28 protein-coding genes and 1 pseudogene are annotated in these 24,177 nt (G+C 34.1%); 7 read left to right on the top strand and 22 right to left on the bottom strand.

Translation table 11 applies throughout. The features are described 5' to 3' along the window. The first annotated feature begins 87 nt into the window (after positions 1-87). Together MKX37_RS10130 and MKX37_RS10125 are read left to right on the top strand one after the other, a co-directional pair. Entirely contained in the window at positions 88-393 is a 306-nt protein-coding gene (locus MKX37_RS10130) for a hypothetical protein (RefSeq protein ID WP_078422354.1), read from the top strand. A 4-nt stretch (positions 394-397) separates the two neighbouring features. Next, positions 398-703: a permease gene (locus MKX37_RS10125; RefSeq protein ID WP_078178819.1), complete on the top strand. Its 306-nt coding sequence runs from the start codon at positions 398-400 to the stop codon at positions 701-703. Here MKX37_RS10125 and MKX37_RS10120 read toward each other — a convergent pair. The 4 genes from MKX37_RS10120 to cbpA all read right to left on the bottom strand — a co-directional run bounded on the left by MKX37_RS10120 (position 676) and on the right by cbpA (position 4,047). Continuing rightward, positions 676-1,242 carry a DUF1572 domain-containing protein gene (locus tag MKX37_RS10120; RefSeq protein ID WP_002168571.1) on the bottom strand — a complete coding sequence of 189 codons (567 nt, stop codon included), beginning with the start codon at positions 1,240-1,242 and terminating at the stop codon, positions 676-678. The genes MKX37_RS10125 and MKX37_RS10120 overlap by 28 nt on opposite strands. Further along, positions 1,223-1,552 (bottom strand): chaperone CsaA, encoded by a 330-nt coding sequence (csaA, locus tag MKX37_RS10115; RefSeq protein WP_001263027.1) that lies wholly within the window; start codon positions 1,550-1,552, stop codon positions 1,223-1,225. Before csaA ends, MKX37_RS10120 begins: the two co-directional genes overlap by 20 nt. A 66-nt stretch (positions 1,553-1,618) precedes the next feature. Beyond that, on the bottom strand, positions 1,619-2,956 hold the full coding sequence (gene brnQ4 / locus MKX37_RS10110; protein WP_396022273.1) for a branched-chain amino acid transport system II carrier protein BrnQ4: 1,338 nt from the start codon (positions 2,954-2,956) through the stop codon (positions 1,619-1,621). A 443-nt stretch (positions 2,957-3,399) separates the two neighbouring features. Then, positions 3,400-4,047, bottom strand: a complete 648-nt coding sequence (gene cbpA / locus MKX37_RS10105; protein WP_002127007.1) for a cyclic di-AMP binding protein CbpA — start codon at positions 4,045-4,047, stop codon at positions 3,400-3,402. A gap of 388 nt (positions 4,048-4,435) precedes the next feature. Between cbpA and MKX37_RS10100 the strand changes: the two genes are divergently transcribed. The 3 genes from MKX37_RS10100 (at position 4,436) to MKX37_RS10090 (ending at position 7,307) form a co-directional block, all read left to right on the top strand. Beyond that, positions 4,436-5,305 carry a hypothetical protein gene (locus tag MKX37_RS10100; RefSeq protein ID WP_033730250.1) on the top strand — a complete coding sequence of 290 codons (870 nt, stop codon included), beginning with the start codon at positions 4,436-4,438 and terminating at the stop codon, positions 5,303-5,305. 210 nt (positions 5,306-5,515) lie between these two features. Continuing rightward, entirely contained in the window at positions 5,516-6,823 is a 1,308-nt protein-coding gene (locus MKX37_RS10095; protein WP_002086044.1) for a hemolysin family protein, read from the top strand. A 1-nt stretch (position 6,824) separates the two neighbouring features. After that, positions 6,825-7,307, top strand: coding sequence for a DUF456 domain-containing protein (locus tag MKX37_RS10090; protein ID WP_000217328.1), 483 nt, complete (start codon positions 6,825-6,827; stop codon positions 7,305-7,307). Positions 7,308-7,330: 23 nt separating this feature from the next. Here the strand turns inward: MKX37_RS10090 and MKX37_RS10085 are convergent, their stop codons facing one another. The 4 genes from MKX37_RS10085 to cls form a co-directional block, all read right to left on the bottom strand. Further along, positions 7,331-7,951 carry an NAD(P)-dependent oxidoreductase gene (locus MKX37_RS10085; protein ID WP_002168577.1) on the bottom strand — a complete coding sequence of 207 codons (621 nt, stop codon included), beginning with the start codon at positions 7,949-7,951 and terminating at the stop codon, positions 7,331-7,333. A 238-nt stretch (positions 7,952-8,189) separates the two neighbouring features. Continuing rightward, positions 8,190-8,369, bottom strand: a complete 180-nt coding sequence (locus MKX37_RS10080; RefSeq protein WP_016120072.1) for a hypothetical protein — start codon at positions 8,367-8,369, stop codon at positions 8,190-8,192. 187 nt (positions 8,370-8,556) lie between these two features. Next, a complete protein-coding gene (locus MKX37_RS10075) occupies positions 8,557-9,015 on the bottom strand; it encodes a spore coat protein (protein ID WP_002135854.1) in 459 nt (152 codons plus the stop codon). Between the two features lie 32 nt (positions 9,016-9,047). Then, complete coding sequence (cls, locus tag MKX37_RS10070; RefSeq protein WP_078422356.1) at positions 9,048-10,232, bottom strand: cardiolipin synthase; 1,185 nt, start codon at positions 10,230-10,232, stop codon at positions 9,048-9,050. 159 nt (positions 10,233-10,391) lie between these two features. Here cls and MKX37_RS10065 point away from each other — a divergent pair, with 159 nt between their 5' ends. Further along, on the top strand, positions 10,392-10,478 hold the full coding sequence (locus tag MKX37_RS10065) for a YjcZ family sporulation protein (RefSeq protein WP_000505094.1): 87 nt from the start codon (positions 10,392-10,394) through the stop codon (positions 10,476-10,478). A gap of 129 nt (positions 10,479-10,607) precedes the next feature. Here MKX37_RS10065 and MKX37_RS10060 read toward each other — a convergent pair whose 3' ends face one another. From MKX37_RS10060 to cotH, 8 genes are all read right to left on the bottom strand, one after another. Further along, positions 10,608-11,114, bottom strand: a complete 507-nt coding sequence (locus MKX37_RS10060) for an acyl-CoA thioesterase (protein WP_002012448.1) — start codon at positions 11,112-11,114, stop codon at positions 10,608-10,610. Positions 11,115-11,233: 119 nt separating this feature from the next. After that, the gene (locus tag MKX37_RS10055) at positions 11,234-12,103 is read right to left on the bottom strand and encodes a TIGR03943 family putative permease subunit (RefSeq protein WP_002012447.1); all 870 of its coding nucleotides are present in this window, start codon (positions 12,101-12,103) and stop codon (positions 11,234-11,236) included. A gap of 3 nt (positions 12,104-12,106) precedes the next feature. Further along, positions 12,107-13,003 (bottom strand): permease, encoded by an 897-nt coding sequence (locus MKX37_RS10050; RefSeq protein WP_000418719.1) that lies wholly within the window; start codon positions 13,001-13,003, stop codon positions 12,107-12,109. A gap of 199 nt (positions 13,004-13,202) precedes the next feature. After that, positions 13,203-14,144, bottom strand: coding sequence for a magnesium transporter CorA family protein (locus MKX37_RS10045; RefSeq protein ID WP_000932386.1), 942 nt, complete (start codon positions 14,142-14,144; stop codon positions 13,203-13,205). A 186-nt stretch (positions 14,145-14,330) separates the two neighbouring features. After that, entirely contained in the window at positions 14,331-15,710 is a 1,380-nt protein-coding gene (locus tag MKX37_RS10040) for a putative polysaccharide biosynthesis protein (protein ID WP_002031482.1), read from the bottom strand. 96 nt (positions 15,711-15,806) lie between these two features. Then, positions 15,807-16,409: a DedA family protein gene (locus MKX37_RS10035; RefSeq protein ID WP_002031481.1), complete on the bottom strand. Its 603-nt coding sequence runs from the start codon at positions 16,407-16,409 to the stop codon at positions 15,807-15,809. Between the two features lie 104 nt (positions 16,410-16,513). Continuing rightward, on the bottom strand, positions 16,514-17,131 hold the full coding sequence (locus MKX37_RS10030; RefSeq protein WP_002031477.1) for an NUDIX hydrolase N-terminal domain-containing protein: 618 nt from the start codon (positions 17,129-17,131) through the stop codon (positions 16,514-16,516). Positions 17,132-17,236: 105 nt separating this feature from the next. Beyond that, positions 17,237-18,313, bottom strand: a complete 1,077-nt coding sequence (gene cotH, locus MKX37_RS10025; RefSeq protein ID WP_078422357.1) for a spore coat protein CotH — start codon at positions 18,311-18,313, stop codon at positions 17,237-17,239. 181 nt (positions 18,314-18,494) lie between these two features. Here cotH and exsB point away from each other — a divergent pair, with 181 nt between their 5' ends. Beyond that, positions 18,495-19,121 carry an exosporium protein ExsB gene (exsB, locus tag MKX37_RS10020; RefSeq protein ID WP_050000245.1) on the top strand — a complete coding sequence of 209 codons (627 nt, stop codon included), beginning with the start codon at positions 18,495-18,497 and terminating at the stop codon, positions 19,119-19,121. A gap of 46 nt (positions 19,122-19,167) precedes the next feature. Here exsB and MKX37_RS10015 read toward each other — a convergent pair whose 3' ends face one another. The 6 genes and pseudogenes from MKX37_RS10015 to MKX37_RS09990 form a co-directional block, all read right to left on the bottom strand. Continuing rightward, entirely contained in the window at positions 19,168-19,779 is a 612-nt protein-coding gene (locus MKX37_RS10015) for a phosphoserine phosphatase 1 (RefSeq protein WP_002012438.1), read from the bottom strand. Positions 19,780-19,797: 18 nt separating this feature from the next. Further along, positions 19,798-20,325, bottom strand: a pseudogene (locus MKX37_RS10010) (short-chain dehydrogenase); the annotation flags it as partial. A gap of 12 nt (positions 20,326-20,337) precedes the next feature. After that, positions 20,338-20,754 carry a FosBx1 family fosfomycin resistance bacillithiol transferase gene (fosB, locus tag MKX37_RS10005; protein WP_002126995.1) on the bottom strand — a complete coding sequence of 139 codons (417 nt, stop codon included), beginning with the start codon at positions 20,752-20,754 and terminating at the stop codon, positions 20,338-20,340. A gap of 59 nt (positions 20,755-20,813) precedes the next feature. Further along, positions 20,814-22,475, bottom strand: a complete 1,662-nt coding sequence (locus tag MKX37_RS10000) for a peptide ABC transporter substrate-binding protein (protein ID WP_002126994.1) — start codon at positions 22,473-22,475, stop codon at positions 20,814-20,816. A 71-nt stretch (positions 22,476-22,546) separates the two neighbouring features. Then, on the bottom strand, positions 22,547-23,545 hold the full coding sequence (locus MKX37_RS09995; protein ID WP_078422358.1) for a DUF2628 domain-containing protein: 999 nt from the start codon (positions 23,543-23,545) through the stop codon (positions 22,547-22,549). A 165-nt stretch (positions 23,546-23,710) separates the two neighbouring features. Next, positions 23,711-24,169 carry a methylated-DNA--[protein]-cysteine S-methyltransferase gene (locus MKX37_RS09990; protein ID WP_078422359.1) on the bottom strand — a complete coding sequence of 153 codons (459 nt, stop codon included), beginning with the start codon at positions 24,167-24,169 and terminating at the stop codon, positions 23,711-23,713. Positions 24,170-24,177 lie beyond the last annotated feature (8 nt).

The following is a 24,177-nucleotide window of genomic DNA, read 5'->3' as shown; positions in this document are numbered from 1 at the left end:
TATCACCCTCTCTATTTCAAGTTATGTACAAGCTCTAGAGAATAGACCGCTTAAATTCCGGCTATATTGTTAATGAGGTGAAATGAATTGAAGCTACTAATAGGAACATTACCAATCGTCTTATCATTTATTTTTTATTTGTTTGCTTTACATCCTAAAATTCGTATTGTGCTACATATTTCCGCATACTTAACACTGTATGTACTCGGGACAATTATTTCTATTAATATATATGATGTTTTAATACAAAATTTAGTTTTCATGACAAGCATTCATGGAATTTTACTAAATCCACTTTTTCTACTTGCAGGAGCGTATATAGGGATATACACTTTGTACTTAATTTTGTCTCAAATTATTACGAAACTAATGAATTCCAAAAATGGAGTGTAACGAAATGCAGCCACCATTCATCTGTCATAAATGTAAAAAAAGAATAACGAGAAGGAAAGATCTTATTACCTCTACATGGCATTTCCGCTTTTATTTGTTTCATAACACTTGTTTCAAAAATCAGCAATTATTTGTCTCACGTTTTATTCCTATAAATACACTCTTTGGTTTCTTTCTTATTACATATGGGCTTATTGCTGGCAGCATTCTAATGTTCACGGAGCCCTCTATCAATTGGCTTATTTTTTTGCTTCCTATTTTATATCGGTTTCTTTCATATTATTACGTTGAACGTTTTTTCTGTAAATAACTAGTAGATTGACCTCTGGGAATGCTTAAACACTCCCATTCATTTTCTTTTAACATTTTACCAATGTAAATGATTTGTCCAATATGTAAAGCATAATGAGAAATTTGCCTTTCGATCGCTTGCATGACAGTGTGTTCTTCTCCACGAATGTATACTTTCTGCAAAATCTGCTCTGCTGTTAAAGTATCCATCGTTTTAAAAACATACTCCCACCCTTCTTGCCACGCAGCAAGCGCTTCTTGTTTTGAATTGTAGCCACCTTCAAATTCACCATCTCGGTTACGATCTATTTTTTCGCCATCAGACGTTAAAAATTCCGTCCATCTTGAACGCATATTACCATGCAAATGTTTCATTATAATCGCTATGCTATTTGTTTCTTCATGAGAAGACCATTGTATTTGTTCGTATGATAATTGAGAAAGTACCCGTTCTCCTTGTTGCTTTGTTGTTTTGAAATTAGAAATGGCACATTGTAAATATTCTCGTCCGATATCCATATTAGCCCCTACCTTCACACTAACTAATTTTTGTTCCATTTGGCAGTTCCATATTAGGCTGAAGCAACACAACATCACCAGCTTCAGGAACTCCACCTAATACAAGCACTTCCGATTTAAATCCAGCTACACGCTTTGGCGGAAAATTTACAACAGCAACAATTTGCTGACCGATTAAGTCTTCTGGATTATATCTCTTCGTAATTTGAGCACTTGACTGCTTGACCCCAAGCTCCCCAAAATCAATTTCTAGTTTAATCGCTGGCACTCTCGCTTCTTTAAATTCCTCTGCCTGTGTTACTGTTCCAATTCTTACATCAAAAGTTAAAAAATCTTCAAAATTAGCCATTTTATCATTCCTCCCAATTATTACTTAGACAAAATACAAAAATCCCCTTTAAAAAAAGAAAGGTGCCTAAGCACCTTTCTTTTGTAATTCACTTAATTCATTTGATTTATAGAAGAAGAAACCGAGAATCCCGCCAATACATGATGGGATTAGCCATCCTATTCCTTCTTTATATAATGGTAACATTTGTAGCACATTAGAAATCGCATCAATTTTAATGTTCGCACTTTCTAAACCGTTAAAGAAACTAATTAACAACGCACCTAAAATAGCTCCGATATATATTGTATTACGCTTCCCTATCCATTTATGGAAATATGAAAGAACGATTAATACAATTGCAACTGGATAAATGATCATTAACACTGGTAATGTTACTGTGATTAATTGTGTTAACCCTAGGTTAGATACAATTAAACTAAATACACATACCATAGTTACAATCGTTTTATGCGAAAGTTTTGGGAATAAGTTTGTAAAGAAGCCAGCACACGCAGATGTTAATCCAACAGAAGTTGTTAAACAAGCGAGTATAATTACAAGTCCTAATAAAATTTTACCACTTGTTCCATATAACTCATTTACAACATTCGTTAAAATAAGACCACCGTTCTCCGACACACCAAGTGATGTACTTGTAGATCCGAGATATGCAAGTGATAAATATATTAACGTTAAGCCTAATACAGCAATAATCCCTGATACAACTGTTATTTTTGCGATTTGTCCGCTCTCTTTTATCCCTTTTGAGCGAATAACTTGTACAACAACAATCCCAAACACAAGTGCACTAATCGCATCCATCGTTAAATATCCTTGAATAAATCCACCAAAGAAAGCATTCTCTTTATAAGCAGCTAAAGGTGCAGCCGGTTCTCCAATTGGATCAATAATTGCTTTTCCGACAATAACAGCAACAATCAATACTAACAATGGTGTAAGAAATTTCCCGAACCAATCCACTAATTTAGATGGATTTAATGATAAATACCACGTTATTCCGAAGAAAACTATAGTGAAAAGAAATAGCATGTACCACTCAGAAACCATTGTCTCTGATAGAAATGGCTTCATACCCATTTCAAATGAAACAGCTCCAGTACGCGGAATCGCGAAAAATGGTCCAATCGCTAAATAACTAATCAATGGGAAAATAAACGCAAATATAGGGTGAACTCTAGAAGATAGCGCTTTCAAGTCCCCCTCTACAAACGCGACAGCTGTTACAGCTAATAGGGGTAATCCGACTCCCGTTACAAGGAATCCAATTGTAGCAATCCAAACATTTTCTCCTGCTTGTTGACCTAAAACTGGCGGGAAAATTAAATTTCCTGCCCCTAAAAATAGTGCAAATAACATTAAACCAATCGCTACCGTATCACCTGGCCTTAAACGTCCCTTCATGCTTTTCATTTGCATAGCACTTTTTCATTGTTTATATCTCTTTTCACAATATGCTATGCATCCTCCTCTCTGCTCAAGATGATAAAATATGCCCCTTACAAAGCAATGTCTTTCTCCATAATTTCTCCATTCCCCTTATTCTTACTCTAATTATTGATTTTTGATTTTTTTGAATATTCAAGTCATTAGAGTGTTATAACGTGGAGTTTAGTTGTCAGACCTCTTTGTTTTTATCACACATATAGTAACATATTTGGCTGAAAAATAAAAACATATTTTTAAATAGAATTTTTTGAAAATCAAAATTATCCACACATACCTCCTTTATTTATTCTATTACACAAATTTTTTTAGAAATTTACGATTTTTACATTTTATTATATTTGAATATTTTTATACAAAAGAAAGTAAAAGCCATCAAAAAATAAGATGGCTTTTACTTGTTAGTCTATCGTTTCAACTTCACGTGGATTATTCATCTCTTCAACATACACAACTCTAAATCCATGATCTTCTAAATCCTTTAGCAATGTTTCTAATTCACTATCTTCAAACTCTTCTCCCAATGTAAACATTATTCTACGTACTAATAAAGCATCATTATCAAAAGTCATTAAGCTTTGAATACCAGTGTATTTCTTTAGCACTGTCGATAATTTTTGAATGGCCCCATTATAATCTTGTGTTCCAATCATGACAGAATATTTACTAGAATGGACTCCCCATGCATCTTCTAATAGTTCAAAAACTTTTTTATGAGTTAAAATACCAAGGAAGACCCCTTTTTCATCAACTACTGATAAATACGGTAGTTTTTTAATTGTAAAAAATACTTTAAAGAAGGAAGAGTCTTCTCTCACGTACCCATTTTTATCGTTCAATAATTGTAATACATTATCTTCAAGTGAACCTTTATATTCTAAAATATCTACTTTGTATACATTCCCTAAAAACTTCTCTTTTTTTTCATCTAAAACTGGTACACAACGATACCCCGTTTTATTTAAATGTTCCAGCGTTTCCCCTATCTTAATTGAACTTGAGCAAAACAAAACTTCCCTTTTTGGCACATAATTCCCTTTAATCCTCATAAAAAAGCCTCCTTATGCTAAAATACTTTCTGTGCCATAACTATATTATATTTTCAGAAAAAAATAAATATATTATTTTATTTTTCTGAAAATTATTCATTTTTCCGTCATAATTTATTCATTAATCATACACTTATTTAAATTGAAACTTTAATAAGTGGGGATTTCCCCCCACTTATTATTAGCCTTCACCAATCGGGCTTTTACTGGCAGTCGATATACCCACCTAACTTCTACGCATTCGCCGCATTTTGAGGTAGAGTCTTACTGCCCGTTAAAGCGGGATAATCTCTCTAACTTACTTCGAGAAAAATATGTTGTAACTTTATCCGAAAAAAGCTAAAATAAGAATAAGAATTTTCTGAATATTCAAAGAGTAGGTGATTGTATGTCCTTATTGCGCTCACATATATGTAAATTTATAGCCGGTGTTTTGATTATTTTTGTCATAAGTCCCCTTCCAGCATTATTCATTACACATAATTACTCCTACTTAACTGGATTTATAAGCATTTTTCATAATTTAGCACAGCCTTCTTCCATTTCAATTCCAACAATTGATTGGATGCATGAGCCTATCCTTTTCTCAGCAAATCAGCTTGTACATACCTCTAACCATTCGTCACCACTGTTCCCCTACATATGGGAAATATATTTTTTATCAATCGTTCGTTTCACATTCACTCTTGTAATCGGTTTCTTTATAAGTCTAGGAATTGGCCATCTATTTTTAAAAGCACCAAACTCATTAAAAAAGTGTAGTTCTTTATTTCGCTGGATACCGTATTCTTTTGGCACTGTGATATTACAATGTTCAGTCCTATTATCACTTCTCTACATATCTAAATTCATAAAGTTTCCTTTCTTCTCTTCTTTTATCATCATATGTAGCACTTCTATGATAATCGTTCTGCAAGCAATAAAAAAATGGCTTCCTTTCTTAAATAATACAAATGAATACGAAATAAAAAATTCAGCCTTCCTTGTTGATACGTTATTTATGGCGCTTACTTCCAATCATAAATCTATTCTAAGTTCCATTATTCTTTCATTTGTTTTTATGGAATGTGTTTTTCACGTAAACGGACTCTTACAATTTATCGTTCAATTTGGTGGAAATGCACCTATAGTTGTCGTAATTGGTTTATTACTTCTTTACATCCCATACAGCGTATTATCTTTTCTCCAAACACTATGGACAACAAACTACAATAAACAGCAAACATACACTTTAACAAGAAGTATTTCAAAACCATAACGTAGAATAACCGTCTACTTTAAATTAAAAGTAGACGGTTATTCCTATTATATAGAGGACAAAATAACAGCAAATTAAAAAACTACTATAGAAACCTACCATTATTTACCCATTTTCTTTGACTAATCTTTTCATTTGGATTTATTATAAAAGTATAACATAATTACAGGAGGTGACATCTTTATTCCAAATTAGGAATAAAGAACACACTTGGACATATTAAATATTTTTCTCATCTTTATACTTATCCTTATTTCTGGTTTTTTCGTTGCTTCAGAATTCGCTGTCGTAAAAGTACGAAAAAGTCGAATTGACCAGCTTGCTAATGAAGGTAATAAACAAGCATTAGCTGCAAGAAGCGTTTTATCTAACTTAGACGTTTATTTATCCGCTTGTCAGCTTGGCATTACTATCACCTCTTTAGGACTTGGTTGGCTTGGTGAACCAACTGTGGAACATTTACTGCGACCACTATTTGAAAAAATCAATATTACTGGAACAATGGCTAACACGTTATCCTTTATTATTGCTTTTAGTGTGATTACTTTTTTCCATGTTGTATTAGGCGAGTTAGTTCCTAAGTCTTTCGCAATCCAAAAAGCTGAAGCAATCACATTAAAATTTGCAAAACCGCTTATTTTATTTGATAAAATTATGTATCCGTTCATTTGGCTTCTCAATAGTGCAGCTATATTTTTCACAAAATTACTCGGTTTAGAGCCTGCGAAAGAAAATGAACTTGCCCATTCCGAAGAAGAACTACGACTCATTTTAGGTGAAAGCTATAAAAGCGGCGAAATTAATCAAACCGAATATAAATATGTAAATAATATTTTTGAATTTGATGATCGTGTTGCTAAAGAAATTATGGTACCTAGAACTGAAATGGTTTGTTTATCTACTGAAAATACGTTAGAAGAAAATATGAAAATCGTTGCAACTGAAAAGTATACACGTTATCCTATTATTGAAAAGGATAAAGATGATATTATTGGAATGATAAATACGAAAGAGATTTTTCATAATCAAACAAAAGGCATTTACAAACCACTTGATGCCTACATACATCCTGTTTTAACTGTATTTGAAACAGTTCCCATTCGTAAAACGTTAATACACCTCCAAAAGAACCGCGTACAAATGGCGATTGTTATGGATGAATACGGCGGAACTGCTGGCCTTTTAACGATGGAGGATATTCTTGAAGAAATTATCGGAGAAATTCAAGATGAATTTGACGCAGACGAATCACCAATGATTGAAAAGCGTACTCCTAGGCTTACTGTTTTAGATGGGAAAGTACTCATTTCTGAAGTAAATGATATGTTTGGCCTACATATCGATGAAAGTGATTTAGATACAATTGGTGGTTGGCTTCTCTCTCAATCAATTGATTTAAATATTGAGGCTGGCTATTCAGTTGAATATGATGGTTTTCAATTTAAAGCATTAGAACTTGATGGGCATCAAATTAAAAAGATTGCTGTACATAAATTAGATACTACAAAGGAGTTATAAAGTGACTGTTTTACTAACAATTTGTATCATTGCTTGTTTCATTGTTTCATTTCTTGCCTTTATATACCCCATTATCCCTGGCATCCTTGCCGTATGGGCTGGCTATTTCATTTATCATTTTGGAATAAACGGCGGAGAGTTAACGACATCTTTTTGGATTATTCAAGTCATTTTTACACTCTTCATTTTCGTTGCTGACTTTATTGCAAATGGATACTTCCTAAAAAAATACGGAAGTACAAAATCGGGCGAACGTGTTGGTATGGTTTCTATCATTGTCGGATCGTTCTTCTTCCCACCATTCGGGCTTATTATCATACCGTTCTTATCTGTATTTATTACGGAACTAATGCATAAAAAGGCGCCAAAAGACGCCCTTTTAGTCGGAATTGCAACTGTTGTCGGTTTTTTAAGTAGTACAGTAGCGAAAGCAATTCTCCAAATCATTATGATTATCATCTTTGTATGCTATATCATTTTTTAGCCATCCCTATTTTGGGATGGTTTTTAATATGAAATACCTACTCGGCTTTTCTCGTATAAGCTTTTATTACGTAAACTCCATGTAAACTGAGCTGTATCACCAACTGTGATTTTCGATCCATCTGTTGGCAACATATCTTGTTCAGTTCGATATACACCGGTTACATCACCATCTATTAAATGCGTCGGACAAACAACAGTCCAACATAGTTTACTATTATTCAGCGCTTCATAAGCAGCTAAATGATCTTCCGCAGCTGTTGTCATTTTTCTTTTCGATTCTTTTGATTGGAAACGATATATACTTGGGTTTGTTCGTGCTTGTAAAATACCAGCAGTTCCTATTGTAACAATTTTCTTTATGCCCTCTTCTTCCATTTGCTTTATAATAATCGGTAAACTCTTCTCTAACGTCCCATTCCGATCAGTTCCAAGAGCACTAATTACAATATCACATCCTTTAATCGCTTCCTTTATATCATTTCCGTTTAACACATTTCCCTCTATAATATGTAACCTTTCATGCTCTGTTTCCACTCTACTCAAATCACGAACTAATACCGTCACTTCATATGAATCATGTAATGCCAATTTCATAATGTGTGATCCTACTCTACCTGTCGCTCCTAATATACATACTTTCATATATTATCCCCTCTTCCATTCTTTCTCTCTATTTTTCCGCAAAACTTACAAATACGCAACAAAAAAGCTCCCTCATATATGTGAGGAAGCTCTATTATCCATTTATCCCGCAGTAACGGGCAGTAAATTCGGCGAATGCGAGGAAATTAGGCGGGAGATAACTGCTCGTTAATGCCCGATTGGTGTGGGCTAATAATCAGTGGGGATGGACAAAATCCCCACTGATTAAAGTTTCACTTTATTTCTTTTCTTTCGAATCAGAAGATTTTTCTGTTCCACTTGTTTCTTTATCTTTCTTTTCATCTTGCTGCGAAGTTGTGTCATCCTCTTTCTTTTTATCCCCATCTTTACTACAACCTACCATTAATAAAGAACTTGCAAGTGCCATAGCAGTTAATGACTTAACCCATTTGTTCATTTGCGTTTCCTCCCTTTGATAGAATATGTACAATCCCATATTACTCTTTTTTTTTAAAGGGAAGATTTAAAAATAGTAAAGATACAGTAAACTTTTGTAAATTTTCGGATAACATAACCAATCTTTAATCCTCCCATTCTAATTAGACATAAAAAAACTAAGGCGCCTTTCATTCCACCTTAGCTTTTCACGCGAATTTTTCACTTTCATATACATGTTTAATTTTATATTCCTTCTTCACAACATATTGCCAAACACTATAAGCATAACGATTCATTTTCACAAAACAATTTTCCAAGAAAGAACGAAACTCTGGGTTCGCAACTTCCACTGCAACTTGAGCAAACTTTAATGCTAATCGCTTCAAATGTGAAATATAACAAATAGCAATCCCAATATCCCCTGTATACTCATTATCTGTTTCCCTATCCATTTCAGTAAATTCCGGCCACATTTGTTTACAAGTTATATGTTGTATATTTTCTCCTTCTTGAAAATTCACTTGTTCATTATATGCTTGTAACATATACGGTAAATGATGCTGCAAAATATCTTTTAATTCTTCATCTCGAACCTTGCTCGTGTATTCTCCAACTTTATATATAAGTGTGTAACTATATGTCATCAATTCTTTCATACAATCCATTAAAGCGCCTCCCTTCCTATTTCATCTCTATACTATAAATATGATGCGATAACATTTGATATTCTTGCTAGAAACCAATCCCATCTACTAATTTTCTCAAAATCTTCTTCAGAAAATCGTTTTGATTTATGAAAGTCTTCTTTTAATCGACTCCATACGTCAGCAACGACTGTCTTATCATATATGAAACAGTTAGATTCGTTATTTAAGTAAAAACTTCTATTATCAAAATTTGCTGTACCAATATCAACCATTTCCTTATCGATGATTGTTACTTTCCCATGAAAAAATCCATTTCGATATTGATAAATCTCCGCTCCAGCATCTAACATGTCTTTCAAATAAGGATAGGCAGCCTGTTTTAGCAATACTGCATCACTTTTAAATGGGACGAGGATTTTTACATGGACACCACGATTTAATGCATCTTTCAGCCCCTTCACCATTTCTTTACTCGGTACAAAATATGGTGTAGCGATAATTAAAGAATGTTTTGCCTTCTTTAAAAACGCTCCATACTCCTTCCATAAACCTTTTCCATTCGAAAATACGTATTGATATTTTACATTTCCTTGTACAGGTAACTCTTGGTGTATAGGAAACTTTTCTCCCGTATCTTCTTGCCAATCTTCCGCAAACTTCCGTTCCATATCAGTAGCTCCATTCCCTTCGATGCGTACATGATAATCACGCCACGGACCAAATTTAGGATCCTGTCCAAGATATTCCTTTCCGATATTGAAGCCACCAATGTACGAAACTTTCCCATCTATAGTAACAATGCGTCTATGATTACGTTGATGCAAAGAATAAAATAAGTTTTTTAATTTAGGTTTTTTACTAAATGTAAACTTCACGCCTTTTTCTTTTAATTGATTAATTATCTTTTTCTTAAGCTTATATCCGCCAATGCGGTCTACTGACAATTTCACATCTACTCCGCTAGATGCTTTTTTCTCTAATAACTGTAAGAACTTTTGGCTTATTTCATCTTTTCCTACAATATAAAAATGAATATACACATTCTTTTCTGCACGATTTATATCCTCAAATAAACTTTTATATAACTCATCACCGTTCGTATATACTTGAAAATCCCCTGATCGGATTTTTTCTAATTCATATCCACTAGCCATTTTCTTCCCCATTTCCACATCAACGTTCATCCATATGAATACACCTATAAAACAAATTATTACAATTAAAAAGCGCTTCATGGATACGTTCCTTTCTCTAACTACTGTTATTCCTATATCTTTCCTTTTTTAAAACATTATCATACAAAAAATATGTCATTGCATGATATACGTCCATATCAAACAGGAGCTCATCTGCATATTGTATGTTGTATCTTAAAATAAAAGGAGGAAATAACAATGGGCTTCGCACATGGTAATGGATTTGCGCTACTAGTCGTATTATTTATCCTCTTAATTATCGTCGGTGCTGCTTGCTTCTGCTAAGCAGTTATTGTAGTACGATATGGGGATGAAAAAAATATAAAAGCGGACACCTATTTTTAGGTGTCCGCTTTTCATTTCAAAAATCTCCTAACCTATTACAAAATAGTACCACTAGGAAAGTATTTTATATCAAAAAGTTAGCAGTGTAGCTACCTTCTTACTCTCTGCCTTACGAATATGGCGCTGTTCTGCACGTAACACAGCAATTCGATGCAATTCTTTCTCCTCTTCTGTCTCAGGGATAACACGCGGTACAGGAACTGGATTATTCTCCTTACTAAGCGCAACAAAAGTAACGAATGAAGTTGCTGCTACACGTTTTTTACCTGAAATTAAATCTTCTGCTACTACCTTCACAAATATCTCCATAGAAGTTCTTCCCGTCCAAATTACGAAAGATTCATAACTAACACAATCTGAAGAACGTACTGGATGTAAGAAATCTACCCAATCCATAGAAGCTGTGACACATTCCATTCTCGAGTGTCTCGTTGCTGAAATTGAAGCAACCATATCCATCTCCGCCAATATCTTTCCACCAAATAGCGTGTTATGATCATTTAAATCCGTTGGAAATACTCGACTCGTTTTAAACACCCTTGATTCATTAGCTGTTTTACCCTTTACTTCAGTCATTGTTATCACCCCTTTAATTATTTATCCCTAATATCCCAATATACACTACACCTCATGAACTACACGTTTAATATTAACAATTTTCAGAACTTTTAGTCCACAAAAAAGAACCGATTTTATCAATCGGCTCCTCTAAACACATATTGTTCTTTCGGCTGTTCAACTTTATTCCATTTCGTTACCTCTAACACTGGAATATTCGCATGAAACGGCTGATAAAATTCAGTTGAAATTTCTCCCTCTATCTGAATCCAATCATCATTTTTCCACTCTACCCCTTCTGGTTTTTTAACTAACATACCATATACACCCGAATCCGCAACACAATGTATAATGCCGAAACGGAATAAGAAATATTGTTCCTTTTTAGAAGAATCATCTCGGAAAACAAATCCTTTATAAGACAGGGTTTTACCAGTAAATTCACCAGGATAATTATAAATTGTCTCCATACCCTTTAAGAAATCTTCATCTTTTAAAGTGATATTATCTTTCGTAACAAACTCTTTCTTCCCTTTTTCCATTACACCACGATATCCTTCTTTCCCGTAATAAATACTCGTGTCAGGTCTTAGAAATTGTCTTGTCATAAATGGATCTTTACTTTCTGCTTGCGCTACTGGAAAATGGAATCCCTTCGCCTTAACAATATCGGAATCTAATGTTGCAATTGGGAAAAACAATCCTGTAATGATTGGAAAACAGAATAACGTGTAAGAAAACACTTTTTTCCACCATGTATTCTCATCTTTCGAATGATCATGCCCACAATGACTATGATCACAACTACAATCATGTTTCTCTTTTTCCTTTTGGTGCTCTTTTTGGAAAACGATAATAATTTGTACAATCGTTAAGAAACCTAAAATAATAGCAGCAGTTTTTGATAAATAGGCGTACTTCATATTTATATACTTCGTAATGTTACCGGAAATATGAAGCTGTCCAATTAAAATTGTAAAGCCTAATAATATATATGCTCGAAACATAACCTACCACCCCATCGCATAAATGAGTAGTGAGCTTGCATAAACAACAAGGGTAACTGTAACCGTCACAACAATTACAAATTTTGTTTTAAATGTCGCAAGCATCATAAACATATTTTTAATATCCACCATCGGTCCATATACGAGAAACGCGACAAGTGACGCTGTTGAAAATGTACTTTGGAACGAAGAAGCAATAAATGCATCCGCCTCTGAACAAAGTGATAAAATGAAAGCAAGTCCCATCATTACAGCTGATGAAGAAAACGGACCTTGTCCAATAGCAAGCAATGTTGAAGTTTGTACAAACGTTTGAACTGCAGCAGCAATTAACGCTCCTAACACTAAATATTTCCCCATTGAGAAAAATTCCTCAACAGCATGTGTACATACATCCCACATTTTTGTACGTAACGGACGCTTATGGTTCACTTCTGGGAAGTGATCATCTCTTAATTGATGTTCTTTAAACATAAATGATAATATAATTCCAACGATAATTGCTACGATAATCGCTACAATAGAACGATACCATACCATGTGCATACTACTTCCAAAAGCAACATATGTTGCAAATAATACAACTGGATTAATAATCGGTCCAGTTAACATAAATGCAATTCCTGCATAGGGTGGAACCCCTTTTCCGATTAATCGTCTTACAATCGGAACAATTCCACATTCACATCCAGGAAACATCATACCTAAAAAAGTAGCTAATAAAACAGACAGAAATCGGTTTTTAGGCATCCATTTTGCCACCATATCTTCTGTCACAAACATTTGAATGAATCCTGAAATAAATACACCAATTAGCACAAAAGGAAGTGCTTCGATTAATATTGAGATAAAGATTGTATTCATTTGCAGGAATGCTTTCGGTAATTGAAACAATTCCATGATGTATTTCCTCCAACTTTTCATTAACAATATGTAATTTTAACCCCATTTCATTATTTGAACAAGAGTTATATGGAATTCATAACCTTCATACACATTACATTTCACAAGTTATATTCTGTTCCAAAATTGAGATTTCCTAGCAAAAAAAGCTGCGCTAGCACAGTTTTATAACTATGCTAGCGCAGCTTTCCTATCATTAAAAGTAACGTTTCTTCCAAAAAACAAATGCTAAAGTGAAAGATAATGTTACACATATTATAAGTACAATTACAAAACCATGTGCTTCCCCTTCAAACGGAACCTTTACATTCATTCCAAAGAAACTAGAAACCATCGTTGGTAATGATAAAATGATTGTAATAGAAGTCAACAGTTTCATAACACTATTTAAATTGTTAGAAATAACCGAACTAAATGTATTCATCATTCCACTTAAAATGTGACTATATATTTCCGCCATTTCAATAGCCTGCTTATTTTCAATTAATACATCTTCTAGTAAATCTTGATCATCTTCATACATTTTCAAAAATGTACTGTTTCGCATTAATTTTTGAATTACAATTTTATTTGCCTTTAATGATGTTGTAAAATAAACTAAACTTTTTTCAAGGCCGAGCAATGTGAAAATTTCTTTATTTTTCATCGACTTATTTAATTGGTGCTCTAAATCGATTGTTTTTCGATTAATTTGCTTTAAGTATCTTAAATAATAAGTAGAAATTGTATATAAGAGCTGAAGTGCGAAGCGCGTCTTTTTAAACGTATAAAATTCTTTAATACGTTGATTAATAAAGCGTTCAAAAATTGGATTTTCTTCTAAGCAAATAGTAACAAAACAATCTGGCATTACAATCATACCTATTGGAATCGTGTCATAAATTGAATTTCCTTCTTCATCATGTCTGACTGTCGGAATATCCACGATAATTAAAGTATTATTGTCTTCCTTTTCAATACGAGAGCGTTCTTCATCATCCAAAGGGTCTTTAATGAAATCTAAGTCTACATTTAAAGTTTGTACTAGATACTGAATTTCTTCTTCTGTTGGATGAAGTACATTAATCCAGCAGCCCTTTTGCATTTCCTCAATCTCTTGTAGTTTTCCGTTTCGGTCTGTTAAATAAATATTTAACATACTATCACCCCGATTCTTTTTACATGTGGGAATCTACCTCACTTAAACAACAGTTTTTGAACCGCTATTTTCAGCATATGAAACAAACGATTAAATTTCAATAGAAAAATTATTTTGAAAACGTTTTTTTAAGAAAAATCTTGTAAACATAGAAAAAGACAGAGTGTTCTCTGCCTTTAAAAAAGCTTATGTTGCCTTTATAACATATTTAGAAAGCATCCACAAGTTAAAGCCGACTGAAATCGTATAGCCAGCGTATGTTGAAATGATAAAACTTACATAATCAAAATACGGTAGCAATACAATATTTAAAACGATCTTCACAGTTATTCCGATTACTAATCCTAGCACTGTTTTCTGTTGTTGATTAATTCCTTGTAACATGGCAGCGGTTACTGTAAATAGTGAGAATAGTATACAAGCAGGAGCATAGTACTGCAAAATAATACTGCCCATCTCCGGATCATTTCCAGCACCAAATAAAAGAGTATACACTGGTTTTGCTAAGATCATCATTCCAATCGCCGCCGGTACGGTAATTCCTACCACTAATAAATTTGTCCTTGTAAAGTGTTTATACAGTAGCTTCTCATTTCCCGCTGTATAAGCTTTCGTCATCTCAGGTACAAGGGACATACTAAAAGCTGTTGCAACAGAAACCGGGATAAGTACAACCATCTGAACAAGGCCAATAATCGCATTAATCTTTTCTGCTTCTCCTTGCATATATCCTACTTGTATAAGTAGCTTATTAATTGTAAATGTATCAATCGTCTGATATAACGGAATCGCTAATCCTACTACAACGAAAGGAATAGAATATGTAAACAGTTCTCTATACAACGAAAAAAAAGTTTTCGTCGTTTGTGGTATACTGGCAATCTCTTTTTTCTTTAAATGTTTTCTCCTTCTTATATAATACGCACTTAAAACACTTAATCCACCTAGTGCTCCCATAAATGCTCCAAACGTTGAAATACCAACTGCCAACGAAACAGAAGCTTTTATAACATATAAAACGACAAAGCTTCCTATCAAAATAGTTAAGACCCGAAAAAATTGCTCTACAACTACACTGAGTGCAGAAGGTCCCATAGATTGAAAACCTTGAAAGAAACCACGTAACAAGCTCATTACAGGAACGAGTATTAACGCAAAACTTACAATTTGAATATTGTGTGTGACAGCTACCACACTATTACCCGACTGATCATTTCCATCAATCACAAGTTTAGCTAAATGTGGTGCTAACATATATAATGCTAAACAAGAAATAACGCCCATAATGACCATAAAAACGATACCACTCTTTAGCACTCTCTTAACAGTGTGATAATCATTGAGTTGATCATATTTTGAAACCATTTTTGAAACGGCAAGTGGCAATCCCATCGTTGCAATACTAAGCATAATTGTATAAGGACGGTATGCATACGTATATAATACGTACCCACTCGTACCCACCATTGCTGTAAATGGTATAACATATATAAACCCTAACATTTTAGATATCATCGTTGCCATCGTTAAAAATATCGTTCCACGTAAAAACGGTGATCCTTTCATCACATTCCCCCGCTACGCTTTATTATTACACATTATGGACAACTCCTTTTTTTTAGAACTGAAACAATAAAAAAAGCCAATGAAAAATCATTGACTTTAACGCGCTGCTTTTTTCTTTTTTAAATACTTTAAACCGAAGTATAGAGCAACAAAGAGAACAGCCCCTATAATTATGTAATGTGTGTAATCAGATGCATACTCTTTAATATGTCGCCAATTTCCACCAAGCTTTTCACCTAAGTATATAAATAGTATTGACCATGGAATAATCGCTACAACTGTATACAGTGTGAAAAGTTTTAATGGCATCTTAGCTAGTCCTGCCGGAATAGAGATTGCATGACGTACAATTGGGATAAAACGTGCCGAAAATATTACTCCAGCTCCGTAACGCTTAAACCAATTTTCTGCTATGTCTAAATGGTGTTTATTAATAAGTAGATATTTTCCATATTTCTCTACAACTGGACGTCCTCCATAGTATCCAAGCCAATATAAAAAGATTTGCGCTAAAGTACCACCGATTGTTCCAGCAATAACTGCACCGACAAAGCTAATTTTACCATCTGCGACTAAAAAGCCAGCATACGAAAGTACAATTTCACTCGGGATAATTTCAATCATTAAAGCTAGTGCTACTCCAAAGTAACCTAGACTTGCAAAGAATTGCAATAACTGATCTATTATGTTTGCTAACATTTTCTTTTCTATCTCCTTTTTTCTTCACATACCATCCCATTATTACATAAAGGTTGCATTCTGCCAATATCTTCATTTCAACAATATCATCGGCATAAGCATTATTAATCTATTAATATTTCTTTTTGAGGTTCTTTCATGTAGGCAAACATTTCTTTAATTTGCTCTTCTGTATTTCTAGCAATCGATAAATTAGGCAATTCATTCTCATCAAAAAACTCCACATCTTCTGTTTCAATACTAGTTTTCTTTTCGCCACCAATAATCTTACAGCCAATAAAAATTTTATATACATGTGTTGCTGAAGGCGATGGTTGATGTTTTTCTTTATCAAATATAGCGAGTAGCTTAAAATCATCTACTTCATAGCCCGTCTCCTCTAAAACTTCTTTTGCTGCTACTTCTGTTGGCGTATAACCAACATCAGCCCATCCACCTGGCAATGCCCATTTCCTATCACTTTTTTCTTTCACAAATAATAGTTTTTCATTTTGAAAAATAACTGCCCGTATATCAACTTTAGGTGTTTGATAGCCTGTCTCACTTGCAAATAAATTCTCTACTACTTCCCAATCTGTCTTTGTATAATGTGACATCATTGAAACTGAAATGTCCCGTAATTGTTGGAAACGCTCTATATCATATACATCCTTAGAATACGTTAAACCCGCTTGAGCTATAGATTGTATTTGTTTTACCCAATCAATCCACTTGACCGTCATGTTTCCACATCTCCATTCTTTATTAAGTAAATATTACGTCAATTCAATCGATACATCTTTATTATACAAAAAAAGAGATTGATAATGTTCCAATCTCTTTCAAAATTAATCCAATTCATGTAAGTGGTCTTGTATATACTTCCTTCTTTTATTTATATATTCATCAATCATATCAGCTTCTTGATCAAATGTTTCTAATTTTCCTTTCATATATGGATCTTGTAGTAAATATGGACGAATCGATTCACACAAACCTTCTACTTTCGGCATCATAAACGAAACGGTAAATTGTTCTTCTAATATTTCTTCCAAAATACTTCGATATTGTTTTCTAAAAACAGGTATATCTAACAATCTTGCACTTAACGTATTATACCCTTGAATCCGAATGTACTCATGATTAAGCGGTCTCCCTTGTACATCCCGCCCCCAAGTCGCATCGTAATCCCACGGTATCACTTCAAATAAATTTGTTTCATCATTATGATACAGTGCATAGTTATGAACAAAACCATCAAAGTTTTGAGTCAAAATAACTCCCGCTAACCAACGTAAATATTTATCAACATTAAGGTATTTTCCGATCCCTTTTTCATACTCATCCCTCGATAGTGTATTTGCTTGAAAAACGAATTCACTAAGTTGCTCTTCACTATTTTCATTCGAACATTTAAATTCATACCCTGCAAAAAGCTCAGTTTTAACATCTTTATCTCTCTCGCTCATTAGAGAAAAATTTGCGTCATCATCTATCGCATAATAAATAGAACCACTCGGCAACCCTCTACTTTTTAAAAAGTTTTCATCAACCGATTCTAACTGTAAATATACACCTTGGGTTTGACCATTTATTTTTATAAACACATGCTGTGACTTCGGTGAAAGTACCCCAATATCATTAAAAAAGTCTAATGAAAATTTGTTACGAATAAGGGATGGATCCATAAATTCAGAGTTTAAATGAAATTCCTTCACACCTAGAAATTTTTTCGGTTTATAAAACTGAACATGATATGACTTTTTCTCAAACTCACGAATATGAGCACCCCGATAAACGATATCAATATCATACTTCTTTTTTCCATATGTTAACTTTGCTGGCACTGGACTATCTGACCAAATGTCTTTTTTCATTTCCACTAAGTACATTGGATGAATAAAAAATTCATATGAAGGTAGCATATATTCTCATCCCTTCTCTATTCTCTTCATTCAATGTATGCGCCTTGTCTTGTCCATACATCCGCTATCATCTATTTATATAAAATTACACTCTTGTCTTGTTCAGAAAGAAACCTAATCTCATATCATGTTAAGGAAAAAGAATACTTGTTCAATTTAATACACGATAAGGAGGATTTCTATGAAACGTGACATTAGAAAAGCTGTTGAAGAAATCAAAAGTGCTGGGATGGAGGATTTCTTACACCAAGATCCAAGTACTTTTGATTGCGATGATGATCATCATAAATGTACAACAGGGTGTAAATGTACAACAGGGCGTAAATGTACAACAGGGCGTAAATGTACAACAGGGCGTAAATGTACAACAGGGCGTAAATGTCCAAGAACAAGATGTACTCGCGTGAAACATTGTACTTTCGTTACAAAATGTACTCATGTAAAAAAATGGACTTTTGTTACAAAATGTACTCGTGTACGCGTTCAAAAATGGACTTTCGTTACAAAGGTTACTCGCAGAAAAGAATGCGTTATAGTTACAAAACGTACTCGCGTGAAAAAATGTACTTTCGTTACAAAATGCGTTCGCTTTGAAAAGAAATGTTTCTGGACAAAACGATGTTTCTGTAAAAAATGTGTATTTTTCCCTCATAGCCATCATGGTTCTTGTGATGATTCGTGGGATCATGGTAAGGACTGTCATGATGATGGGCACAAATGGGACGATTGCAAAGATAGCAGACACAAGTCTTCTTCTTGCAAGAATAAGAAATTCGATCACTTCTGGTATAAAAAACGTAATTGCTAGTTTTTTATGTCCACCAAAAAAGGCCGCATTGCGGCCTTTTTTACGTTTACTGAAAATGACTTATATCTGCAAATTGTTTTACTTTACCACGGTTTTCATCAAATTCAATCACACTAAGACTCGCGCTATGCATAAATGGCTCTTCCCATACATGTTCAATTTCAAAACCTGCAAAATGCCCTACGAGTAATTTCGCTGCTGCAGCATGAGTAACTATTAAAATATTTTCTCCTTTATGCTTTTCTAAAAGAAAGTGTATCCCTTCAATTACTCTTTTATGAACGGCCGCAAAGTTTTCCCCTGATGTTGACTGAAAAAGATGTGGTTCATTCCAAAATAAATGTACTTCTTCTGGATATTGCATTTCCAAGTCAGCAATTGTTTGCCCTTCCCATATCCCCATGTTTATTTCATAGAAACGTTCATCTTCTATAATTGGAAGATCGCGTTCCCCTTTAATCAATTCAGCAGTATGAAGCGTTCTTTCGCTTGGACTACTATATATGGCATGGAGTGGTAAATCCTTCATACGCTCCCCTAATTGTTTCGCTTGTATCATACCATTCTCTGTTAATGCTGAATTTTTCCGTCCTTGCATCCGCCCTGCTACATTCCATTCTGTTTCACCGTGCCTTGTTACATATACCGTTGTCTTCATTTCACATGCCCCCTTAGATTCCCACGGCTCTACTCTCCCTACAATCCATTCTGTGCATTTACTTTCAATTCCTTTTATAACTCCGTCAGCAATCTCTTCATGAGTAAGCCATCTTGCATATGTATCTTCTAAAATAAACCCTAATATAATTCTATAATAACTACATAATGTCCCACCTATTTTTTGTGACTTCGTACGCGATGCACTACTACCTAATATATGAAATAAACTATACTTTTCCGATGACAATTCAACTTCATTACAAATGAGTCGTAATGCATGCTTAGCACTCGAATGTACCCATGCAACTACTAATGTAATTGGACCATTCTGTTCAATTGTATTTGTAATAGATCGCTTTAGACCATCGTCATTTTGATAATCTAAAGGAAGACATGTAATATTTTCTGGTGCCGAACTAGCTTGCTTAACATTTTCTAATTTCACTTCATCTCGTCCAATAACAGACACACGAAATCCTTGATCACAAAGCCACATAGAAACTTTCTTTAACATTCCTGTTCCACCAATTACAAGCGCATGCAACTTCTTCCCCCCTTAGTAAAATGTCATATGAGGTTTCTCATCTCTATAATAATTTAGACGGTCTTGTAACGTCCCTGAATGAAACTCAAATTTATGACCATCAGGATCAACAAAATATATAGACTCACAATCTCTCACATCCCGCTCTCTTCCTTGTAAAATATGAACTTTATTTTCTTCTAATCGCTGCAGTAAGCGTTCAAAGTCTTCTTGTTCAACAGAAAATGCGAGGTGCGTATAAGATTGATGAATCTCCTTTCTTGGAATATGTGCCTCTTCGTTCAGTGCTATCCATACTCCACATATATTGAAATATGCAAGTTTTCTCCCTTTAACTAATAGTTCTCCTTCTAGCACTCTTTCATAAAACATAATAGCGTTTTCTAAATTTGATACTGAAAAACAAAGATGATTGATTCCTTTCAACACTCCACGTTCCTCCCTAAACAAATAAAAGATGAGCGAAAATTCACTCATCTTTTATTATACTATTTCTTTGTAATATATGCCCATTTATAACTAAAGTCGCCACCGAACGTATGGTTAGCAATACCATTTACATACGTCTTCTCTAAGTAAGCTGTACTTTGTTGGTACGTAGGAGAGATTGCAGCATCTTGACCAATTAAGATTTTTTCAGCTTCTGCAAGTGCTTTCCAGCGTGCTGCGTCATCTTTTAGTAGTTCTCCTTTTGATTTTGCTACTAAATCATCGTACTTCGGATTTGAATAATCCATTTCATTAAATGAGCTTCCAGTAACGAACATATCAATATATGTCATTGGGTCTGGATAATCTGGACTCCATGCAGATAATGAGAATTCATATTCAAATTTCTTTTCTAAATCTAACTTCTGCTTATATGGTTGTTGCTTCAAATTCACTTTAATACCAGGTAAGTTTTTCTCTAATTCTTCTTTAATAAAGTCGCCCACTTTTTTACGACTACCGTTATCATCATTTAGTAATTCTACTGTAATTGTATCTTGACCAAGTTCTTTCTTCGCTTCTTCCCACAGTTTTTTTGCTTTCGCAGCATTATCTTTACTGTCACGGAAATTTTTATTTACAGTACGGAAGTCTTTTCCATCTGGTCCTGTCGTAAACTTTTCAGGTACTAAGAAATACGCTGGCAATGATCCATCATTCAAAATTACATCCGCAATTCCTTTTTTATCGTACGCTAAATCAATCGCCTCACGAACCTTTTGATTTTTAAACGTTGCATTTTTTTGATTAAAACGTAGGAAATACATACGTGGGTCTAGCTTCGTTTTAAATTCATCTGGTTTATTCTTTTTATATTTGTCTACAAACTCAGAACTTAAAATGACACGGTCTGCTTGATCACTATCATATAAATTTACCCCAGTACTTGTCTCTTTTACTATACCCACATTAATTTCTTGTAATTTTACAGCATCTTTATCCCAATAATTTGGGTTTTTCTTTAACTGGTAACTTTGTTCATGTTTCCATTCACTCATTGTAAATGGTCCATTGTACAATAATTTATCTGCTTCTAATCCGTATTTATCCCCTTGTCCTTTTACATACTTTTCATTTAATGGGAAGAATGTAGGGAACGAAGTAAGCTCAAGGAAATAAGGTGCTGGTTGCTCTAATTCTACTACCAACGTTTTATCATCCTTCGCTTTAACACCTAATTGATCCGACGGTACTTCTCCTTTATTTACTTTCTGTGCATTTTTCACATCAAATAAAATAAATGCATATTCTGCTGCTATTGCTTTATCTAATGTACGTTGCCATGCATATACAAAATCTTGTGCTCGAACTGGATCACCATTTGACCATTTTGCATCACGTAATTCAAATGTATATGTCTTTTTATCTTCACTAATCTTCACGTCTTTGGCCATACCTGGAGTTGGTTTATTATCTTTATCTAGACGATATAATCCTTCCATTGCATTTACAAATACACGGAAAGATACAGAATCTGTTGATTTAGATGTATCCATTGAAGGAATTTCAGCTGTTTCTAGCAAATTTAAAACTTGTTTATCTGCCATTCCCTTACTTGATTCTTTCTTCGTTGTCGAAGCCTTCTCCCCATTCCCACATCCCGCAACCAGTACACTAGCCGATAATGCAACTGCAGCAATCGTTGTTACCTTTCTCTTCATTCTTCCTTCCCCCAATCTATATGTATAAGTTAAAACTTGTATAATATATTTTATTATACAAAAAATTCTGATTATTTTAAATATTTATTTTCATAAAAAGAAAAAAAGCGGTCAGAAATTGCTTTCCCTCCGCTTTGTTGAATAGCATTTACTTGTAAGCCATCCTCTATATCAAATGGATTTTGAACTTTAAATATTTCCTCCATTATCTTCAAAAACTCTTCTTCATTTTTAGATTCACCGTTAATCGTAAGTGAATATGGTTCCACTTCTCCCAATTTATAATCAACAATAAATTGAATTGTCACCTTTTTCCTTGGCATCTCAGGACTCTCCCCCTGAAATTCTACTAATTCTAATCCTTCCGTTCCCCGATAGTATATCCATCCTGAATTTTGAAAATAATTTTCGAACGATTCACCAATTGAAAAGACTGGATATTCATAAAGCGAGCTTGTACGAACTTTTTGAATAATATCCCGATCAGTTGGGAAAAAGAAATGACTAAACAAAATACTAGCAACTGCTAAAATAGTAACGATTGTTGCTCCCATTTTACTCGTTCCACCACTATCACGGATGAGATAATTTTCAACCGATTCATCTTTAATTCCCCGTGCTTTTATTCGATATATACGCCTTTCTGCAAATTGATAAAATAATCCATTTGCAAAAATCCCCATCCCAAATAGAATGAAAACGAGTAATAAAAACGTGAGAGGCACCATATTAATGATTGGCAATGCTACGTTGAACCCCATATAATAAGAAAATGCATCACATGCTACTAATAACAGTATAAATAAAGCAGCAGGTAAATAATACTTACGATATCCAAGCCAACCTACATTGAAAATAGCAGCCAAACCATTCCAGCTCCACCTAGCAATTCGCTTATTCTCAAGCTCCCATTTTCTTTTGTAATATGGATATTGTCTCCCTACATATACTTCTAATTCTTTGTCTATTAGCGAGCTTTCTTCACCTTGTTTATTATGCAAGTTCCGTTGACAATTTGCACAATTCAACTGATCATTAATACAAGGTCGCCCACAATTTATACATTTCAAAACAATCCCTCTTTCCATCCATACTTCATTGTGAACTACCCACCACTTAGTATCTCTTACGAGCTTACCCCGAAGTGGGGGCTTCTCGGTTCATCGTTACTTTTGATAGCTAACGCATTTGTCTTAGGAAATCCGAGCTAACTCCCTCGTTCCAAAGGTTGTTTCTTACGATTTATTTAAAATACCTTCATGTTTCAATAACCACTCTTTCCTCCATAAACCACCTGCATACCCAACAAGTTTTCCACTCTTTCCTATTACACGATGACATGGAACGATAATTGAAATTGGATTCCGGCTATTTGCCCCTCCTATCGCTCGTACAGCTTTCGTATTCCCAACCTTATCTGCAATATCTAAATATGAAGCACTTACGCCATATGGTACGGTGTAAAGTGCTTCCCATACATTCTTTTGGAATGGTGTTCCTTCAGCAGACAATGGAACTGTAAACTCTTTTCTTTTTCCTTCAAAGTATTCATCTAATTCATTTATACATTGTTCAACAAGTTCATTTTTATGTTCTTCTTTTCTTTCTTCAACAAATATAACAGACGTAATCCCTTTCGTATTCGCTGTAATTTCCAGCAAACCTAATTCACTTTCATAATAAGCCTGATACATATGTCATC

The sequence above is a fragment of the Bacillus sp. FSL R5-0709 genome (assembly GCF_038004785.1).
Classification (GTDB): domain Bacteria; phylum Bacillota; class Bacilli; order Bacillales; family Bacillaceae_G; genus Bacillus_A; species Bacillus_A mycoides.
The sequence above is the reverse complement of the archived record's forward strand: the minus strand, read 5'-3'. Positions and strand labels throughout refer to the sequence as shown.

Excerpts from the sequence above, each read along its gene's own strand:
- MKX37_RS10125 (WP_078178819.1), top strand. The coding sequence starts at position 398 with ATGCAGCCACCATTCATCTGTCATAAATGTAAAAAAAGAATAACGAGA.
- MKX37_RS10120 (WP_002168571.1), bottom strand. The coding sequence starts at position 1,242 with ATGGAACAAAAATTAGTTAGTGTGAAGGTAGGGGCTAATATGGATATC.
- csaA (WP_001263027.1), bottom strand. The coding sequence starts at position 1,552 with ATGGCTAATTTTGAAGATTTTTTAACTTTTGATGTAAGAATTGGAACA.
- brnQ4 (WP_396022273.1), bottom strand. The coding sequence starts at position 2,956 with ATGAAGGGACGTTTAAGGCCAGGTGATACGGTAGCGATTGGTTTAATG.
- cbpA (WP_002127007.1), bottom strand. The coding sequence starts at position 4,047 with ATGAGGATTAAAGGGAATTATGTGCCAAAAAGGGAAGTTTTGTTTTGC.
- MKX37_RS10100 (WP_033730250.1), top strand. The coding sequence starts at position 4,436 with ATGTCCTTATTGCGCTCACATATATGTAAATTTATAGCCGGTGTTTTG.
- MKX37_RS10085 (WP_002168577.1), bottom strand. The coding sequence starts at position 7,951 with ATGAAAGTATGTATATTAGGAGCGACAGGTAGAGTAGGATCACACATT.
- MKX37_RS10080 (WP_016120072.1), bottom strand. The coding sequence starts at position 8,369 with ATGAACAAATGGGTTAAGTCATTAACTGCTATGGCACTTGCAAGTTCT.
- MKX37_RS10075 (WP_002135854.1), bottom strand. The coding sequence starts at position 9,015 with ATGGATTGTATGAAAGAATTGATGACATATAGTTACACACTTATATAT.
- cls (WP_078422356.1), bottom strand. The coding sequence starts at position 10,232 with ATGAAGCGCTTTTTAATTGTAATAATTTGTTTTATAGGTGTATTCATA.
- MKX37_RS10065 (WP_000505094.1), top strand. The coding sequence starts at position 10,392 with ATGGGCTTCGCACATGGTAATGGATTTGCGCTACTAGTCGTATTATTT.
- MKX37_RS10060 (WP_002012448.1), bottom strand. The coding sequence starts at position 11,114 with ATGACTGAAGTAAAGGGTAAAACAGCTAATGAATCAAGGGTGTTTAAA.
- MKX37_RS10055 (WP_002012447.1), bottom strand. The coding sequence starts at position 12,103 with ATGTTTCGAGCATATATATTATTAGGCTTTACAATTTTAATTGGACAG.
- MKX37_RS10050 (WP_000418719.1), bottom strand. The coding sequence starts at position 13,003 with ATGGAATTGTTTCAATTACCGAAAGCATTCCTGCAAATGAATACAATC.
- MKX37_RS10045 (WP_000932386.1), bottom strand. The coding sequence starts at position 14,144 with ATGTTAAATATTTATTTAACAGACCGAAACGGAAAACTACAAGAGATT.
- MKX37_RS10040 (WP_002031482.1), bottom strand. The coding sequence starts at position 15,710 with ATGAAAGGATCACCGTTTTTACGTGGAACGATATTTTTAACGATGGCA.
- MKX37_RS10035 (WP_002031481.1), bottom strand. The coding sequence starts at position 16,409 with ATGTTAGCAAACATAATAGATCAGTTATTGCAATTCTTTGCAAGTCTA.
- MKX37_RS10030 (WP_002031477.1), bottom strand. The coding sequence starts at position 17,131 with ATGACGGTCAAGTGGATTGATTGGGTAAAACAAATACAATCTATAGCT.
- cotH (WP_078422357.1), bottom strand. The coding sequence starts at position 18,313 with ATGCTACCTTCATATGAATTTTTTATTCATCCAATGTACTTAGTGGAA.
- exsB (WP_050000245.1), top strand. The coding sequence starts at position 18,495 with ATGAAACGTGACATTAGAAAAGCTGTTGAAGAAATCAAAAGTGCTGGG.
- MKX37_RS10015 (WP_002012438.1), bottom strand. The coding sequence starts at position 19,779 with ATGAAGACAACGGTATATGTAACAAGGCACGGTGAAACAGAATGGAAT.
- MKX37_RS10000 (WP_002126994.1), bottom strand. The coding sequence starts at position 22,475 with ATGAAGAGAAAGGTAACAACGATTGCTGCAGTTGCATTATCGGCTAGT.
- MKX37_RS09990 (WP_078422359.1), bottom strand. The coding sequence starts at position 24,169 with ATGTATCAGGCTTATTATGAAAGTGAATTAGGTTTGCTGGAAATTACA.